Here is a 14,653-nt window from a genome sequence, read left to right as displayed (position 1 = left end):
GGAGGCAGTCATGGGTCGATCCATCAGCGCCGGGGAACTGGGTATTGAGCTCAAGCCCGGTGATGACAACGCACTGTTCAAGTGGTTTGTCGCCAGCTTCCTGATGGGCAAGCGCATTCAGGCGCAGATCGCGGCGCAGGCCTATCAGGTGATTGTGGTGAAGCATGGTCGGGACACCCCGCGCAAACTGCAACACTGCACCTCCCGCGAACTGGTGGCCATGCTCGGTGAGGCGCATTACGTGCGTTACGACGAAAGCACCGCGCAACGCCTGCTCGACCTCAGCAGCAAGTTGAATGCGGAGTACGCGGGCAGGATCAGCCATATCCACGATGCCAGTGCCGACCGTGGGGAGTTTGAAAAACGCTTGAATGCGTTCGAGGGCGTCGGGCCGAAGACGGTGGAGATTTTCATGAGGGATGCGGCGTCGGTGTTGTTCTGATGCCGATTTTTCTCGGTTGTGCCGGTTGGAGCCTGCCTCGTGAGCAATGGCCACGGTTTCCCCGGCAGGGCACCCATCTGCAACGTTATGCCGCGTGCTTGAATGCGGTTGAAATCAACAGCTCCTTCTACCGCCCCCATCGCCCGCAGACCTACGAACGATGGGCGCAGTCAGTGCCGTCGGGCTTTGGTTTTTCGGTCAAGGTGCCACGGCACATCACCCATGAATTACGTCTGCGTGACTGCGATACGGCATTGGATGAGTTCCTTGCACAGTGCCTGCAATTGGGCGACCGCCTGGGCTGCCTGCTGGTGCAATTGCCGCCTTCTTTAAGCTACAACCCGATCATTGCCGGCGGCTTTTTCACAGCCTTGCGTCAACGATTTGCCGGCCATGTGGTGCTTGAGCCACGGCATGCCAGTTGGGTGCAGGCCGAAGATTTGTTGCAGGATTTCCAGATAGGACGGGTGGCCGCCGACCCTCCGGTGATCGCTGAAGGTGACGTACCGAAAGGCTGGCAAGGCGTGCGTTATTGGCGTCTGCATGGTTCGCCGCGTATCTATCACAGCGCTTACGAAACCGAGCGTTTGTGCGCGCTGGCCGAGGTATTGATAGCGTCCCAGGAGGAGGGCATTCCGACCTGGTGTATTTTCGATAATACGGCCAGCGGTCATGCGCTGGTCGATGCGCTTGCCCTTCAAGCGATGCTCGCCCCTCAGGCATCCACTTGCATCACCTCCAGCCCCAGGCATTCATAAGCCTCGACGCTGCCCGGCGGCACGTGCCACTCGGTGATCAGGGTATGAATGCGGCTGCACGGTGCCACCACAAATGGCTCTACGGCGCCCAGCTTGTCGGCCAGGGTGACTGCCACCACGTGGGAGGCGCTGTCGAGCATAGCCTGTTTCACCGCCACTTCCTCGAAGTGCAACGAGCTGATACCGACCTGTGGATGCAGTGCGCACACACCCGTGAACAGCAGGTCGGCCTTGATGCCCTGGATCAGCCGCAATGCTTCATGCCCGCTGGCGGCCATGGTCACCGGGTTGAGTTGGCCACCGGCAAGGATCACCGTCACATTGGGATGTTCGGACAACGCGATGGCAATCATCGGTGAGTGCGTGACGGCGGTCAGCTTGATGGAATGCGGTAGTGACTGGGCGATTTGCAGGGTGGTGGTACCGGAGTCGAACAGCACGATCTGGCCGTCCTCCACGCGATCGGCGGCGAGTTGCGCCAGGTGGCGTTTGGTCGCGGTGGTTTCGCCAAACCGGGTGAAGAAATCCTTGCCGGTGTCCTTGGGCCGTGGCAGCGCACCTCCATGCACGCGCTGCAGCAGACCGGCGGAGGCGAGTTCGCCAAGGTCGCGGCGAATGGTGTCCTGGGAAACGGCGAAATGCTCCACCAACTCCGAGGCAGTGACTTTACCGTCGCGCTCCAGCAGCAACAGGATTTTCTGTTTGCGCAGGGAGGGCAGGTCGATGGCAGCATGGGTGTTATGCATGTTTTTGCTCGTTGATGCGTGTTTATGCGAGATTAATCAGCATTAGGCGCAAACGCAATGGGTTGGGGTGTCGGTGATGCCCTGCCGAGTGAGCTGAGCACCATGGAAAAACCACACCCGGTCCGGTACCAAACCCCATGGTTTCGATTCGCGAGGTGATGCAGGAGATTTTGCTGCCGCCAAGCTTTCCAACAGGGCATTACTGAGCAAAAAAATCGTAAAAAAGTAAAAAGAGTTGTCCACGAAAACCGTGGGTATCTCTGTGGATAACTTCGCTTGAGCCCGGCGGGTATGGCGATTTAACCTGCGGTTAATATTTGATCAGTCACTGTTTATGGCCAGTATGGGCAGGCTTTGCGCCTTGACAGGCACCGGCGAAACCGGTGCCGAAATGCAGATTTACGAGTCGTTTGGGCGCCCGGTGGAGGGCCCGGCAACCTGAGTGGCGCGCTTCGATTGCATCAGGCTGTCCAACGCCTGGCGATAACTGCTGCCGGCCAGTCGCATGCTGTCGTTATGAGTGGCACCGGGTACCAGCAACAGGTGTTTCGGCTGTTGGGCGGCGTCAAACAGTTGCTGGCTGAAGCGCGGTGGCACGAAGGCATCGGCGAGCCCGTGAACCACCAGCAGCGGCATGTGGATATCAGCGATCTTGTCAATGGAATCGAACTTCTGCGACAGCAGCCAGCGCACCGGCAATGACGTATTGGCTACTGCTGTGGCCACATCTGCCAGGGAGGTAAAGGTGGACTCGATGACCAGTCCGCGCACTGGCGGCGGCACCTGATTGTTCGCTGCCTGCTTGCCCAGTTCCACCGCGAGGTCGATGGCCACCGCGCCACCCAGGGAGTGCCCGTAGATGAGGCGCTTGGCAGGATCGGGTTGCAGCACCTGGAAGCGTTCCCAGGCAATGCGCGCGTCTTCGTACACGCTGGTTTCCGACGGCAGGTCGCCTCGACTCTGGCCGAAGCCGCGGTAGTCGATGGCCAGTACGGAAAAGCCCAGGGCCCGCAGCTGTTCGATGCGAAACAGTTGGCCAGTGAGGTTCCAGCGCACGCCGTGCAGGTAGAGAATTGCCGGCGCGTCCTTCTGTGCCGCTGGCCACCACCAGCCATGAATATTCTGCCCTGCCTTGAAACTCGCGGGTTTCAGGTCGAATTCCTGCACATCACGCGGCAACCCGCTGTACCAGCTGGCAGTGCCTGGCTCCACGCGAAACAGCAACTCGCGTTCCTTGTGTTGCAGCACGGCGCAACCCACGGGCAGGCCGATGATCAGGGCGGCCATGCACAGCAGGGGAAACCAGCGCAGGCCGAGACGGGACAGAAAACGTGAAGACATGAAGGTTCCAGGACACAGGCGAAGCACGGGTTTTAACAGATGCCCTGGCCGCGCAGGAAATATTCAGACGGTCGTCACCGGACATTGCTTGCAAAGTATTACATCGCCTCGTCCAGCAGAGAAAAGAAGTGCCCGGCCAAGGGGGAAGAATTGCTGGTGTTCCAGTTTAGGTAGAGCCCGATGCTGGAGGACGCGGCGGTGAGGGGCACAAACGCCACTTTGTCACGGGGCATCGAACGGGCAATGGACTGCGGCACCAGCGCCACACCAAACCCGCACGCCACCAGGCCAATCAGGGTGGGCAATTGATCGGCTTCCTGGACCACCCTTGGAGCGAAGCCCGCAGCCTCGCATAAAGCGATCAACTGGTGGTGATAGCCACTGCCCAATGCCTGGGGCGTGAACACAAAATCGGCGCCGGCAAAGTCCTTCAGCTCGATAGCGGCGTCACCCGCATTCGGATGGTCTGCGGGCAGCGCCAGCAGGATCGGTTCATCCAGCAGCAGCCGGGATTCGATGTTATCTGCCTGGCCTGGCAGGTAGCGCAAAAAAGCGATATCGGTATCACCACTCAACAAGGCCTTGGCCTGGTTGGCAGAGGGCATTTCCTTGATCACCAACTGAACCCTGGGGAACGCCAGGCGAAACTGCCTGAGGGTATCCAGCAACCACGGATAGCCGGTGATCGACACCGAGGTGATGGTGAGCGTGCCGGCGGTTCCCTGGGACACCTGCCGGGCTTGCTCAATGCCTTGCTGCAATTGCCCGAGGACGGTGTAGGCCGTCTGAAGAAACGCCGCCCCGGCTGGCAGCAGCTTCACGCCACGACGGTCACGCTGCAGCAGGGCAAACCCCAACTTTGCCTCCAGGCGATTGATCGCCTGGCTCAACGCTGGCTGCGCCATATGCAGGCGCTCCGCGGCCTGGTGAAAGTGCAGCGCTTCGGCAACGGCAACGAACTGGCGCAACAGGCGGGTTTCGATCATCTGGGCTGTTCCTTCAGGTAGATGGCGGTGTGGGGCTTGATACGGCGCAGGTATCAATATCGCTGTTTTTCAGTATTAAACAGGACGGCCACGGGTTGTTAGGGTGGAGTGCCTATCAGGAGAACGCGACGATGGACTTTACAGGTAAAACCGCAATCGTGACCGGTGCCGCCCGTGGCTTGGGGTTCAGCTATGCGCGCGAGTTGGCGCGACTCGGCGCGCAGGTGGTAATCAGTGATATCGGTGCCGACACCCTCGGCGATGGGGCTGATCCCCAGGTGGTACAGGCGGCCGCGCTGGCGCTGCAGGGTGAAGGCCTGCGGGTGGTTGGCCACGCGGGTGACCTGTCCGGCGAAGCGGGGTGTCGAGCGCTGATCGAGTGCGCCATCACGCATTTCGGGCAGCTCGATATCCTGATCCACAATGCTGGCTGGGTCGGCTATCAGCCCATCGAGGCCGCCGACGAGGCTTTCATCCGGCGGGCCATGGGCGTCAATGTCTATGCACCGATCTGGCTGTGCAAACACGCGTGGCAGCACCTCACGCGATCTGCCGCACCCCGCATTGTGCTGACCACCTCCGACCGTGCGATGTACACGCGCTACGTCCAGCCGGGGCTGGCGGCCTACAGCGCGGGGAAGATGGCGCAACTGGGGATCATGAATGCCTTGAGCGGGGAAGGGGCGGAGGCCGGGATCCTGGTCAATGCCATCTCACCCGTGGCCAAGACCCGCATGTGGGGCGTGACCGGCGAGCCGCACAACCTCAAGCCGGAATGGGTCACGCCTGGGGTGATCTTCCTGGCTTCGGCAGCGTGCCAGGACAGCGGCTATATCCTGCGTGCCAGCAACGGCCAGTTCACCGCCACGCGGTTCGCGGAAAATCCGGGGGTCGAGTATCCGGTTGACCTGGCGCGGGTCAACGCCTCGGACGCTGCGCAAGTCGCCGCGTCATGGCAAGCCATCAAGGACTGTTGACGGTCACGCCAGGTAAAGCGTCAGGCCCTGAGCTTCATAGGGTTGCAGCAGGGCACGCGGCGTACTGGCCAATGCGACGATCGCGCTGACGTGTGTCAGCTCCACCACCTGGTAGGGCGACGCGGTGTTGAGCTTTTCCGAGGTGGCCAGCACGATGGTTTCTGCGGCCGCGTGACACAACGCGCGCTTGACCACTGCCTCTTCATAATCGCCGGTAGACAGGCCGGCATTCGGGTGCACGCTGCACACCCCCATGAAATACAGGTCGGCATTGACCCGGCCGATGGCCTCCAGCGTGGCCGCCCCCACCCCCACCAGTGAGTGGCGAAACAGCCGCCCGCCGAGCATGATCACTTCAATCTGCGGATGATCCACCAGGGCCATGGCAATCGACGGACTGTGGGTGACCACGGTGGCAGTCAGGTCCGCCGGCAAGTGATGGGCCAGTTGCAGGCACGTGGTACCGCCATCGATAAACACCACCTGGCCGGGCTGCACCAGTTGCGCAGCCGTCCGGCCAATGGCGATTTTTTCCTCCGGTACCAAGTGTTCCCGAACCGAAAAATCAGCCATCGCGGGGGATGCCGGCAAGGCGCCGCCGTGCACCCGCAGCAGCAAACCTTCCTTGGCCATTTCCCGCAGGTCACGCCGTATCGTGTCCTCGGAAACCTCCAGTGCCTGGCTCAACTCCTTGGCAATCAGCCGGCCGTCGCGGTGCAGCGTATCCAGCAGGTGTTGTTTACGTTGTTGGGTCAGCATCGGAAGCTTCCTGCACGTTTTTTCTTGACTGTGCACGATTTTGCACGACATGCTGAATAACACAAGACAAAAAGGTCCTGCCATGGAAAACAGTCCCGTCCGCATCCACGCCGAAGAACTGCTCTCGGATAATTGGTATGTGCTGAAAAAGTACACCTTTGACCTGCGCCGCCGCGACGGCAGTTGGCAGTCCCAGACCCGGGAGATCTATGACCGGGGCAATGGCGCGACGATCCTGCTGTACAACCGCGAGCGGCGCACGGTGTTGCTGATTCGCCAGTTCCGCATGCCTACCTACGTTAACGGCTACCACGGTTACCTGATCGAGTCTGCCGCCGGCCTGCTGGACAATGCCAGCCCCGAGGAACGCATTCGCCTGGAGGCGGAAGAAGAGACGGGCTACCGTGTGGGCCATGTAGAAAAGATCTATTCGGCCTTCATGAGCCCGGGCTCGGTGACCGAGCGCATTCACTTTTTCATCGGCGAATATCAGCCTGGCGACCGAGTCAGTGATGGCGGCGGGCTGGAGGATGAAGGTGAGGATATCGAAGTGCTGGAGTTGGGATTCGAGGAGGCCCTGGCCATGGTGGACAGTGCCGAGATCGTCGACGGCAAGACCATCATGTTGTTGCAGTACCTTGAATTGCGGATGTTGAAAGAGGGCTGGTGATGTCGCGTCGGTTATCGCTTGCGCTGGCGGTGTTGCTGGCGGGATGCAGTGGTGTGAGCGCTGCGCAAACACCCGTCGGTGATGGTGGTGTTCCCGCGTTCTATACCTGGGCGGACAAGGTGCCCGCGTCACCCGGGCGGATGCTGCGCAGCGAGCCGTTGACCGATCAGCAAAGCCTGGTCGAGGCGGGGCAGAATATTCGCATCCTGTACACGTCCACCGACGGTCTCGATACCCATAAACGGATTGTCGTTTCCGGTGCGCTGTTCCTGCCCAAGGGCACACCGCCGCCGGGTGGCTGGCCGCTGATGGCGTGGGCCCACGGCACGGTGGGGAGTGCCGATATCTGCGCGCCGTCGTTCGCCGGTCGCAGCCCTCGGGATACGCGCTATCTCAATTATTGGCTGGCTCAGGGCTACGCGATTGTCGCTACCGATTACCAGGGGCTTGGGACGCCTGGCCTGCATCCGTATGGGCTGACCAGTCCGCTGGCCTATGGGGTGCTCGACAGCATTCGCGCGGTAGGGGCGGGTGGTTTCGAACTGTCCAAACGTGTGGTGGTGTTCGGGCAGTCACAGGGTGGCCGTGCTGCGTTTGCCACGGCGGTCTATGCGAAAGACTATGCGCCCGAGTTGGATATCGTGGGGGTGGTGGCGACCGGTACGCCTTACGCGGCCACCCATAAAACGGGAGGCAGTGCCGAGTTGGAAAAGGCCCGTAGTTCGGTGGTGCCGACCTTTGCCTATAACTTGCTGCGGCTGAGTACTGTCACGTTGTTTGATCCTGGGTTTGTGGCTGCGGATTACTTGAGCGAGCGTGCAGTGCCTGCGTTTGAGAGCAGCCGGCGGGATTGTTTGCATGCCATTGAGCAGCGGGTGATGGCTGATGGGCTCAGCTTCAATGACAGTTTCAAGCGGTCGCCGAAAGAGGCGCTCGACAAGGTTTATCGTGAGTCGGCGTATCCGACGTTGAAGACGGATATTCCGGTTTTTGTCGGTACGGGGGGGCGGGATCAGGATGTGTTTGTGCCGGGGCAAAAGGCGCTGGTCAGGGATGCGTGCAAGGTCGGGGACCGGATTGAATGGCATTTTTATCCTGAGCTGGATCACTCCGCTACGGTCAATGGTTCGCTCGTGGACTCGACGCCGTTTGTGCGTAAGGCGTTTGCGGGGGAGGTGATTGGTGGGAATTGTGGGGGGTAGCTTTTTTGGGGGGTATATCCGTTATTTGGGTAACGGCGACTTATGGTTTCGCTCTTACAGCGAGTCACTTTGGAAAAGCCGGAATGCCGGCCCAGCCCAAAGTAAGTAAAGGGAGCTGCCTCCGCCGCTTTATGTGGGAGCGGGCTTGCTCGCGAGAAACCTGAGAGCGCCACGTTGAATCAGGATACCCACGTCATCGTTAACGACCTTCGCGAGCAAGCCCGCTCCCACATTTGGACCGTGTCCGCCTTTGATTTTGCGGTTGCTTCACCCCACTCAAGCCGGCTGGTAGGCCGCTGTGAGAGCGCAACCCAATAGCGGCCATAACCGCAGCCACGGATATGCCCCCAACCCCATCACCCCAATTTCACATTCATGATAATCCGCGCGGTAAACACCAATTTCCCCTCCGCATCCAGCATCTCCACCGGCACCACCTTGTCACCCGCCGTTTGCCAGTCGATACCTTCGCCATTGGCCGTCGCCGTCACGCTGCTCTTGGCCTTGGCCAGATACTCCACCGTCATCCCCTTGGGAATCCACCGCGCACCCGCCGGCACGGAAACGTCCGTCATGGTTCCCGCCGCCAACTCCGCAGCGTTGCACATGGCAATGGCATGCACCGTGCCCAGGTGGTTGGTGATGGCCTTGCTGAACGGCACTTCCACCGAGGCAAACCCCGGACGCAACTGGGTCATCAACGGATTGATGGTGCTGAAGTAGGGCGCCATCTGGCACGCCAGTTTGCTGAACGCTTCGGGGCCAACGCTGTTGAACATGCTCAGGGCCTGACTCATGGTGCTGCCTCGCTGATTAAATGAATTTTACGGAATATTGTTCCGTTACAGAATAATGTTCTGTAACGGAACAGTATTCTGCCCATGGGAAATCTGTCAAGCTGCCCGGGCTTGTTCTTCTTCACTGACTGAGTTCCTGTTCAGAATGCAAACTCCGGATCTGCTTCAGCGTTGCTTCCCTGGCCGAAGGGCCGAATTGAAGCGCGATATCTTCAAGGCAGCCCTGGACCTGTTCAACGAGCAGGGCCTTGAAGCCACCACCATCGAGATGATCCGCGCGCGCTGCGATACCAGCGTCGGCGCCATTTATCATCACTTCGGCAACAAGGAAGGCCTGGTCGCCGCGCTGTTTTTTACCGCGCTGGAGGATCAGGCCGAATTGCGTGGGCGCTACCTTGAATCGGCCAAAACGGCGAAGGAGGGGGTGTACGCACTGGTCCACAGCTATGTCGATTGGGTGGACAGCGAACCGCAGTGGGCGCGCTTTCAGTACCACGCGCATTTCGCGGTGACCAAGGGCCCGTTCGCCGCTGAATTGGAAAGCCGCAATCAGGCGCGCAATGCGTTGCTGAAGGAGTGGATGGTGCTGCCTGGACGGGGTGATCAGCTCAGCCAGGTGCCCGCCGAACTCTTGCCATCACTGATCATCGGCCAGGCCGACAGCTACTGCCGTGCCTGGCTGGCCGGGCGCTCGGCCAGTAGCCCTCGGGTGTACCGGGAAACCCTGGCCGAGGCAGCGTGGCGCTCGGTGGGCGGCGCTTAGGGCGTCGCGTGCATCACGCACAGGGTGCGGGCGTTATCGCCACCCGATAGCGCTCGTCAAAATCATCCGCCAACTGTGCCAGCGTCACCTCTCCCAAACGCTGCAGCAGCAACGCCTGGGCATCGTCAAACGCCTGGTTCAGCGCCGCATTGACGGCCTGTTCCACCAGGCATTGCGGATGATCGGTGGACAGGCCGACGGCAAAGATCGACGACGTGCCAAGGGCATTGTGGATGTCCAGCAGGGTGATTTCACTCAGCGGCTTGCCCAGCATCCAGCCACCCTGATGGCCTTTTTCCGAACGCACATAACCTTTCTCCTTGAGCAGGCCCAGGGTGCGGCGTACCACCACCGCGTTGGTACCAAGCATCTGCGCGATGGTCTCCGAGGTGGCGCGTTCCTCGTGGCGGCCCATGTGGATCAGCACATGGAGCATGCGCGAAAGCCGGGTGTCGTTTCTCATCTGCAAGCCTCTGGAGTTCCTGCCCGAAAGTATCGTTCGTAACGATTGGAGTTGCGAGATGCTTGACGAGGTATTTTTATGTAACTTATGGTGTGTCGTGAGTGCCCGGCAACCGATGCAAGGGCCACCAGAGAGGTCATCTTCATGGTTTACGACGTGATTATCGTGGGCGGCAGCTACGGCGGAATGTCCGCCGGGCTGCAACTGGCGCGGGCTCGGCGCAAGGTGCTGGTGATTGACGCCGGGCAGCGGCGCAACCGGTTTGCGGCCACGTCCCACGGTTTCCTCAGCCAGGATGGCCAGCCGCCGGAGCTGATCGCTGCCGAAGGGCGAGGGCAGTTGATGGAATATCCGACGGTGACCTGGGTGCAGGACACCGCCGTTGAAGCGATTCGAAACCAGGATGGCTTCGTGGTGCAAACCCGTTGCAACGGTGAGTTCAACGCTAAACGCTTGATCCTCGCTACCGGCGTGGTGGATGAGTTACCCGAGGTCGAGGGGTTGAAGGAGCGCTGGGGCAAGCATGTGTTCCATTGCCCGTATTGCCACGGCTATGAACTGGATCAAGGCCGCATCGGCGTGCTGGCGACGTCGCCGCTGGCCATGCATCACGCGATGCTGCTGCCGGACTGGGGCACCACCACGCTCTTTACCAACGGCGCATTTGTGCCGGATGCCGAGCAGCAGGCGCAACTGGATCGGCGCGGGGTCAGCGTCGAAAGCTCGGCGGTGCGGCGGATTGTCGGTGAGCGGGCGGATGTGGAATTGGCAGACGGGCGGATGATCGCGCTGGACGGTATTTTCACCCTGTCCCGTACGCGCATGGCCAGCCCATTGGCCGAGCAGTTGGGCTGTGAGTTTGTCGAAGGGCCGACCGGGCCCTACCTGCTGACCAACGAGACGCGCCAGACCACCGTGCCCGGTGTGTTTGCCTGCGGCGATGCCAACCTGGCCGGCGGCTCGGTGGCGCTGGCGGTCGGCGAGGGTGTGCGCGCCGGGGTGGGCGCGCACTTTTCGATGATCTTCAACTGAGGTCAGCGCACCAGGCACGGCCGCTTGTTATCGAACGTCCAGCCCGGAATCATGAACTGCATCGCCACGCTGTCATTGCGCGCACCCAGGCCCATGCCTTTGTACAGTTCATGGGCGTGGGCCACGGCGTCCATGTCGATGTCCACGCCCAGGCCCGGTTTGGCCGGCACCTTGATGTGGCCGTCGACAATCTTCAGCGGAGCCTTGGTCAACCGCTGGCCGTCCTGCCAGATCCAGTGGGTGTCGATGGCCGTGATTTCCCCCGGCGCGGCGGCGGCCACCTGGGTGAACATCGCCAGGGAAATGTCGAAGTGATTATTGGAGTGCGAGCCCCAGGTCAGGCCCCATTCGTGGCACATCTGCGCCACGCGCACCGAGCCCTGCATGGTCCAGAAGTGCGGATCGGCCAGGGGAATATCCACGGACTGCAACTGGATCGCATGCCCCATTTCCCGCCAGTCGGTGGCGATCATGTTGGTGGCGGTGGGCAGCCCGGTGGCACGGCGGAATTCGGCCATGACTTCGCGCCCGGAGTAACCGTTTTCCGCGCCGCAAGGGTCTTCGGCATAGGCCAGCACATGATGCTGGTCGCGGCACAGGGCGATGGCTTCTTTGAGTGACCAGGCGCCGTTGGGGTCCAGGGTAATGCGCGCATCGGGGAAGCGTTCGGCCAGTGCAGTCACCGCCTCGATTTCGTCGCCGCCGCGCAGTACGCCGCCTTTGAGCTTGAAGTCATTGAAGCCGTATTGCGCCTTGGCCGCCTCTGCCAGACGCACGATGGCTTCGGGCGTCATGGCCTGTTCATGACGCAGGCGGAACCAGTCTTCGGCATCGTCTTCACTGCGATAGGCCAGGTCGGTCTGCTGGCGATCACCGATGTAGAACAGGTAGCCGAGCATCTTCACCGCGTCGCGCTGCTGGCCTTCGCCGAGAAGGGCAGCCACCGGGACTTCGAGGAACTGGCCGAGCAAATCCAGCAGCGCGGCTTCCATCGCCGTGACGGCATGGATGGTGATGCGCAGGTCAAACGTCTGCAAACCCCGGCCCGCCGAATCCCGCGCGGCGAAGGTCTGGCGCATGGCATTGAGGATGCTCTGGTACTGGCCGATGGGCTTGCCGATCACCAGGCTGCGGGCGTCTTCCAGGGTCTCGCGGATGCGTTCGCCGCCGGGTACCTCACCGACGCCGGTACGGCCGGCGCTGTCGGTAAGGATCACGATATTGCGCGTAAAAAACGGCCCGTGGGCACCGCTGAGGTTGAGCAGCATGCTGTCGTGGCCGGCCACCGGGATGACTTGCAGGCCGGTAACGACCGGGGCGCTGTTGGCGTGGTGCTGGTGTTCTGTGTTCATCGTGTAGTCCTTATTTGCTCAAGACGGGGGCGGGTTGCAGCACGCTGCTGGTGGTCGGGCCGGGCAGTGTCCTGGCGAAAAACACCAGGATGGCCGCAAGGATCGAAGTGCCCGCCAGGCCATACAAACCGCCCTGGATCGAGCCGGTGGTCTGTTCCAGGAAACCAAAGGTGGTGGGCGCGACAAACCCGCCGAGGTTGCCGATGGAGTTGATCAATGCGATCACCGCCGCGGCGATGCGTGCATCCAGGTAACCCTGGGGAATCGGCCAGAACAGCGAGGACGCCGACTTGAAGCCGATCGCCGCGAAGCAGATGGCGATAAAGGCAAAGATCGGCCCGCCGGTAGTGGAAAGGAACATGCCGACGGCGGCGATCAACAGTGCCGCAGCGACCCATGCTTGCTGGAACTTGAATTTGCCCGCCAGTGCCGCGAAGGCGTACATCGCGATGATCGAGATCAACCATGGGATGGAGTTGTAGAAACCCACCTGGATGTCGCTCAGGTCGCCCATCTTTTTAATGATGCTCGGCAACCAGAAAGTGGCGGCATAGATCGTCAGTTGGATGCAGAAATACAGGGCGCAGAACAGCATGATCTGACGGTCCTTGAGCAGCTTGCCCAGGGTCGGCTTGACCGTGGTGGCGGCGTCACGCTCGCGCTGTTCGCGGTCGATCTCGCCCACCAGCGCATCCTTTTCTTCAAGGCTGAGCCACTTGGCGTCGTGGGGCTTGGAGTCCAGCCAGAACCACACGAAAAAGCACAGCAGCACCGACGCCATGCCTTCGATGATGTACATCCACTGCCAGCCATGCAGGCCCAGCCCGGTGATTTGCAGCAGCACGCCGGACAAGGGGCCGGAGATCAGCGAGGCGAGGGCCGAGCCGCTGAGGAAGATTGCAATCGCCTTGCCGCGTTCGACGCCGGGCAACCAGCGAGTGAAGTAGTAGATCACCCCGGGAAAGAAGCCGGCTTCGGCCACGCCCAGCAGGAAGCGCAGGATGTAGAAGTGGGTTTCGTTCTGAATGAAGGCCATCAATGTGGCGGTGATGCCCCAGGTGAACATGATGCGGGTCAGCCAGATGCGCGCGCCGACTTTTTGCAGGAGCATGTTGGACGGCACTTCGAACAGCGCGTAGCCGATGAAAAACAACCCGGCACCGAAGCCGTAGGCGGCCGCGCCAATGCCCAGGTCGTGCTCCATATGGGTACGCACAAAGCCGATGTTGACGCGGTCAATGTAGTTGACGATGAACATGATCACGAACAGTGGGAGCACATGGCTCTTCACCTTCTTGATCGCGCGGGCCAGGACCGGGTCGGTGGCAGGCGCAGCTGTCGCAGGGCTGGAAGGGGTCACGAGGTCAAACTCCCACTGATTATTGTTGTGCGGGGACGTATTTGGGTTGCCGGAGATGTCTGACAACTTGATAGACATCATACAACTGCATTTTCAGAGATGGCAACCCTCTGTAGGAGCGAGCTTTCTCGCGAAAATCGTCAACGATTACGCGGTGTGGTGCAATGTTTGCACTGCGACGGGTTTTTTCGCGGGCAGGCTCGCTCCTACAGGTATTTGTTTGTTGTCATACAAGTTGGCTCGTCTAAGAATGCTAGTATTGCCAGGCGCCCCAGAACGGAATTCCTGATGCAAAACCCCAGCTCGGCACCTCATCGCAAGCGCTCCCCGGGCCTTGCCCACGACATTGTCACCGCATTGACCCAGCAGATTCTCCTGGGACAGATGGCGCCGGGTGAGAAGCTGCCATCCGAGTCCGCTATCGTGGGCGAGTACGGCGTCAGTCGCACGGTGGTGCGCGAAGCGCTTTCCAAATTGCAGGCCGCCGGGCTGGTGGAAACCCGCCACGGTGTCGGCACCTTTGTGCTGGAGCGCGACGAGCGCCACGGCCTGCACCTGACCCACGACACCGCCGCCAGCGTGCGCGGCATTCTTGAACTGCGCATGGGCCTGGAAACCCAGGCAGCCGCCCTGGCAGCCTTGCGCCGTACCGATGAACAACTGCAGCAGATGCGCCAGGCACTGGATGATTACCAGGACTCGCTGGCCAACAACGACAGTGCCGTTGAGCCTGACGTGCGCTTCCATCGCCTGATCGCCCAGGCCACCGGCAATACCTATTTCACCGACGTGATTTATCACCTGGGCCACTCGGTAATCCCACGCACCCGGATCAATGCCGAGGAACGCGGCGACGCGGACCTGATGGAACTGGGGCGCCTGGCGAACCTTGAGCACGAGGCGATCCTGAAAGCCATCCGCCGCCAGGACCCGGACGCGGCCCGGGCCGCCATGCTGTTGCACTTGAGCAACAGCCTGGAGCGGATGACAGGAGAGTAGGCGGGG

Annotated in this window: 16 protein-coding genes; 8 read left to right on the top strand and 8 right to left on the bottom strand. The window is 61.0% G+C overall.

All coding sequences use genetic code 11. The annotated features are described in order from the left end of the window. Window positions 1–10 precede the first annotated feature (10 nt). A complete protein-coding gene (locus tag HX811_RS03630) occupies window positions 11–442 on the top strand; it encodes a hypothetical protein (RefSeq protein WP_003207407.1) in 432 nt (143 codons plus the stop codon). Further along, window positions 442–1,200 (top strand): DUF72 domain-containing protein, encoded by a 759-nt coding sequence (locus HX811_RS03625; protein ID WP_177044795.1) that lies wholly within the window; start codon window positions 442–444, stop codon window positions 1,198–1,200. The genes HX811_RS03630 and HX811_RS03625 overlap by 1 nt, the downstream gene beginning before the upstream one ends. Here the strand turns inward: HX811_RS03625 and HX811_RS03620 are convergent. From HX811_RS03620 to HX811_RS03610, 3 genes are all read right to left on the bottom strand, one after another. Continuing rightward, window positions 1,158–1,946 (bottom strand): DeoR/GlpR family DNA-binding transcription regulator, encoded by a 789-nt coding sequence (locus tag HX811_RS03620; RefSeq protein ID WP_003207411.1) that lies wholly within the window; start codon window positions 1,944–1,946, stop codon window positions 1,158–1,160. The two genes, HX811_RS03625 and HX811_RS03620, sit on opposite strands and share 43 nt — an antisense overlap. Before the next feature lie 399 nt (window positions 1,947–2,345). After that, complete coding sequence (locus tag HX811_RS03615) at window positions 2,346–3,287, bottom strand: alpha/beta hydrolase (protein WP_003207412.1); 942 nt, start codon at window positions 3,285–3,287, stop codon at window positions 2,346–2,348. A 98-nt stretch (window positions 3,288–3,385) separates the two neighbouring features. Beyond that, on the bottom strand, window positions 3,386–4,273 hold the full coding sequence (locus HX811_RS03610) for a LysR family transcriptional regulator (RefSeq protein WP_177044793.1): 888 nt from the start codon (window positions 4,271–4,273) through the stop codon (window positions 3,386–3,388). A 131-nt stretch (window positions 4,274–4,404) separates the two neighbouring features. Between HX811_RS03610 and HX811_RS03605 the strand changes: the two genes are divergently transcribed. After that, window positions 4,405–5,250, top strand: a complete 846-nt coding sequence (locus tag HX811_RS03605; protein WP_177008584.1) for an SDR family NAD(P)-dependent oxidoreductase — start codon at window positions 4,405–4,407, stop codon at window positions 5,248–5,250. Window positions 5,251–5,253: 3 nt separating this feature from the next. Here the strand turns inward: HX811_RS03605 and HX811_RS03600 are convergent, their stop codons facing one another. Further along, window positions 5,254–6,009, bottom strand: a complete 756-nt coding sequence (locus HX811_RS03600; RefSeq protein WP_177044791.1) for a DeoR/GlpR family DNA-binding transcription regulator — start codon at window positions 6,007–6,009, stop codon at window positions 5,254–5,256. A gap of 82 nt (window positions 6,010–6,091) precedes the next feature. Here HX811_RS03600 and nudK point away from each other — a divergent pair, with 82 nt between their 5' ends. After that, window positions 6,092–6,679: a GDP-mannose pyrophosphatase NudK gene (gene nudK / locus HX811_RS03595; RefSeq protein WP_087692406.1), complete on the top strand. Its 588-nt coding sequence runs from the start codon at window positions 6,092–6,094 to the stop codon at window positions 6,677–6,679. After that, window positions 6,679–7,881 (top strand): lipase family protein, encoded by a 1,203-nt coding sequence (locus tag HX811_RS03590; RefSeq protein WP_177044790.1) that lies wholly within the window; start codon window positions 6,679–6,681, stop codon window positions 7,879–7,881. The genes nudK and HX811_RS03590 overlap by 1 nt, the downstream gene beginning before the upstream one ends. A 356-nt stretch (window positions 7,882–8,237) precedes the next feature. On the opposite strand, the gene HX811_RS03585 is transcribed toward HX811_RS03590, so the two are convergent. Further along, window positions 8,238–8,678, bottom strand: coding sequence for a hotdog fold domain-containing protein (locus tag HX811_RS03585; RefSeq protein WP_008435232.1), 441 nt, complete (start codon window positions 8,676–8,678; stop codon window positions 8,238–8,240). A 145-nt stretch (window positions 8,679–8,823) separates the two neighbouring features. Here HX811_RS03585 and HX811_RS03580 point away from each other — a divergent pair, with 145 nt between their 5' ends. Beyond that, entirely contained in the window at window positions 8,824–9,441 is a 618-nt protein-coding gene (locus HX811_RS03580) for a TetR/AcrR family transcriptional regulator (RefSeq protein ID WP_032899370.1), read from the top strand. Window positions 9,442–9,454: 13 nt separating this feature from the next. Here HX811_RS03580 and HX811_RS03575 read toward each other — a convergent pair whose 3' ends face one another. Then, window positions 9,455–9,904 carry an Rrf2 family transcriptional regulator gene (locus tag HX811_RS03575; protein WP_008435227.1) on the bottom strand — a complete coding sequence of 150 codons (450 nt, stop codon included), beginning with the start codon at window positions 9,902–9,904 and terminating at the stop codon, window positions 9,455–9,457. 144 nt (window positions 9,905–10,048) lie between these two features. On the opposite strand from HX811_RS03575, the gene HX811_RS03570 reads away from it, so the two are divergent. Beyond that, entirely contained in the window at window positions 10,049–10,936 is an 888-nt protein-coding gene (locus HX811_RS03570) for an NAD(P)/FAD-dependent oxidoreductase (RefSeq protein WP_177044789.1), read from the top strand. A 2-nt stretch (window positions 10,937–10,938) separates the two neighbouring features. Here the strand turns inward: HX811_RS03570 and gudD are convergent, their stop codons facing one another. Continuing rightward, window positions 10,939–12,288: a glucarate dehydratase gene (gudD, locus tag HX811_RS03565; RefSeq protein ID WP_003207434.1), complete on the bottom strand. Its 1,350-nt coding sequence runs from the start codon at window positions 12,286–12,288 to the stop codon at window positions 10,939–10,941. 10 nt (window positions 12,289–12,298) lie between these two features. Continuing rightward, the gene (locus HX811_RS03560; RefSeq protein WP_008435222.1) at window positions 12,299–13,648 is read right to left on the bottom strand and encodes an MFS transporter; all 1,350 of its coding nucleotides are present in this window, start codon (window positions 13,646–13,648) and stop codon (window positions 12,299–12,301) included. A gap of 288 nt (window positions 13,649–13,936) precedes the next feature. On the opposite strand from HX811_RS03560, the gene HX811_RS03555 reads away from it, so the two are divergent. Next, window positions 13,937–14,647, top strand: coding sequence for a FadR/GntR family transcriptional regulator (locus HX811_RS03555; RefSeq protein ID WP_008435219.1), 711 nt, complete (start codon window positions 13,937–13,939; stop codon window positions 14,645–14,647). Window positions 14,648–14,653 lie beyond the last annotated feature (6 nt).

Source organism: Pseudomonas sp. F8002, from assembly GCF_013385495.1.
GTDB lineage: Bacteria > Pseudomonadota > Gammaproteobacteria > Pseudomonadales > Pseudomonadaceae > Aquipseudomonas.
The sequence above is the reverse complement of the archived record's forward strand: the minus strand, read 5'-3'. Positions and strand labels throughout refer to the sequence as shown.

Excerpts from the sequence above, each read along its gene's own strand:
- HX811_RS03580 (WP_032899370.1), top strand. The coding sequence starts at position 8,824 with ATGCAAACTCCGGATCTGCTTCAGCGTTGCTTCCCTGGCCGAAGGGCC.
- gudD (WP_003207434.1), bottom strand. The coding sequence starts at position 12,288 with ATGAACACAGAACACCAGCACCACGCCAACAGCGCCCCGGTCGTTACC.
- HX811_RS03625 (WP_177044795.1), top strand. The coding sequence starts at position 442 with ATGCCGATTTTTCTCGGTTGTGCCGGTTGGAGCCTGCCTCGTGAGCAA.
- HX811_RS03555 (WP_008435219.1), top strand. The coding sequence starts at position 13,937 with ATGCAAAACCCCAGCTCGGCACCTCATCGCAAGCGCTCCCCGGGCCTT.
- HX811_RS03575 (WP_008435227.1), bottom strand. The coding sequence starts at position 9,904 with ATGAGAAACGACACCCGGCTTTCGCGCATGCTCCATGTGCTGATCCAC.
- HX811_RS03600 (WP_177044791.1), bottom strand. The coding sequence starts at position 6,009 with ATGCTGACCCAACAACGTAAACAACACCTGCTGGATACGCTGCACCGC.
- HX811_RS03630 (WP_003207407.1), top strand. The coding sequence starts at position 11 with ATGGGTCGATCCATCAGCGCCGGGGAACTGGGTATTGAGCTCAAGCCC.
- HX811_RS03585 (WP_008435232.1), bottom strand. The coding sequence starts at position 8,678 with ATGAGTCAGGCCCTGAGCATGTTCAACAGCGTTGGCCCCGAAGCGTTC.
- HX811_RS03590 (WP_177044790.1), top strand. The coding sequence starts at position 6,679 with ATGTCGCGTCGGTTATCGCTTGCGCTGGCGGTGTTGCTGGCGGGATGC.
- HX811_RS03615 (WP_003207412.1), bottom strand. The coding sequence starts at position 3,287 with ATGTCTTCACGTTTTCTGTCCCGTCTCGGCCTGCGCTGGTTTCCCCTG.
- HX811_RS03605 (WP_177008584.1), top strand. The coding sequence starts at position 4,405 with ATGGACTTTACAGGTAAAACCGCAATCGTGACCGGTGCCGCCCGTGGC.
- HX811_RS03570 (WP_177044789.1), top strand. The coding sequence starts at position 10,049 with ATGGTTTACGACGTGATTATCGTGGGCGGCAGCTACGGCGGAATGTCC.
- HX811_RS03620 (WP_003207411.1), bottom strand. The coding sequence starts at position 1,946 with ATGCATAACACCCATGCTGCCATCGACCTGCCCTCCCTGCGCAAACAG.
- HX811_RS03610 (WP_177044793.1), bottom strand. The coding sequence starts at position 4,273 with ATGATCGAAACCCGCCTGTTGCGCCAGTTCGTTGCCGTTGCCGAAGCG.
- nudK (WP_087692406.1), top strand. The coding sequence starts at position 6,092 with ATGGAAAACAGTCCCGTCCGCATCCACGCCGAAGAACTGCTCTCGGAT.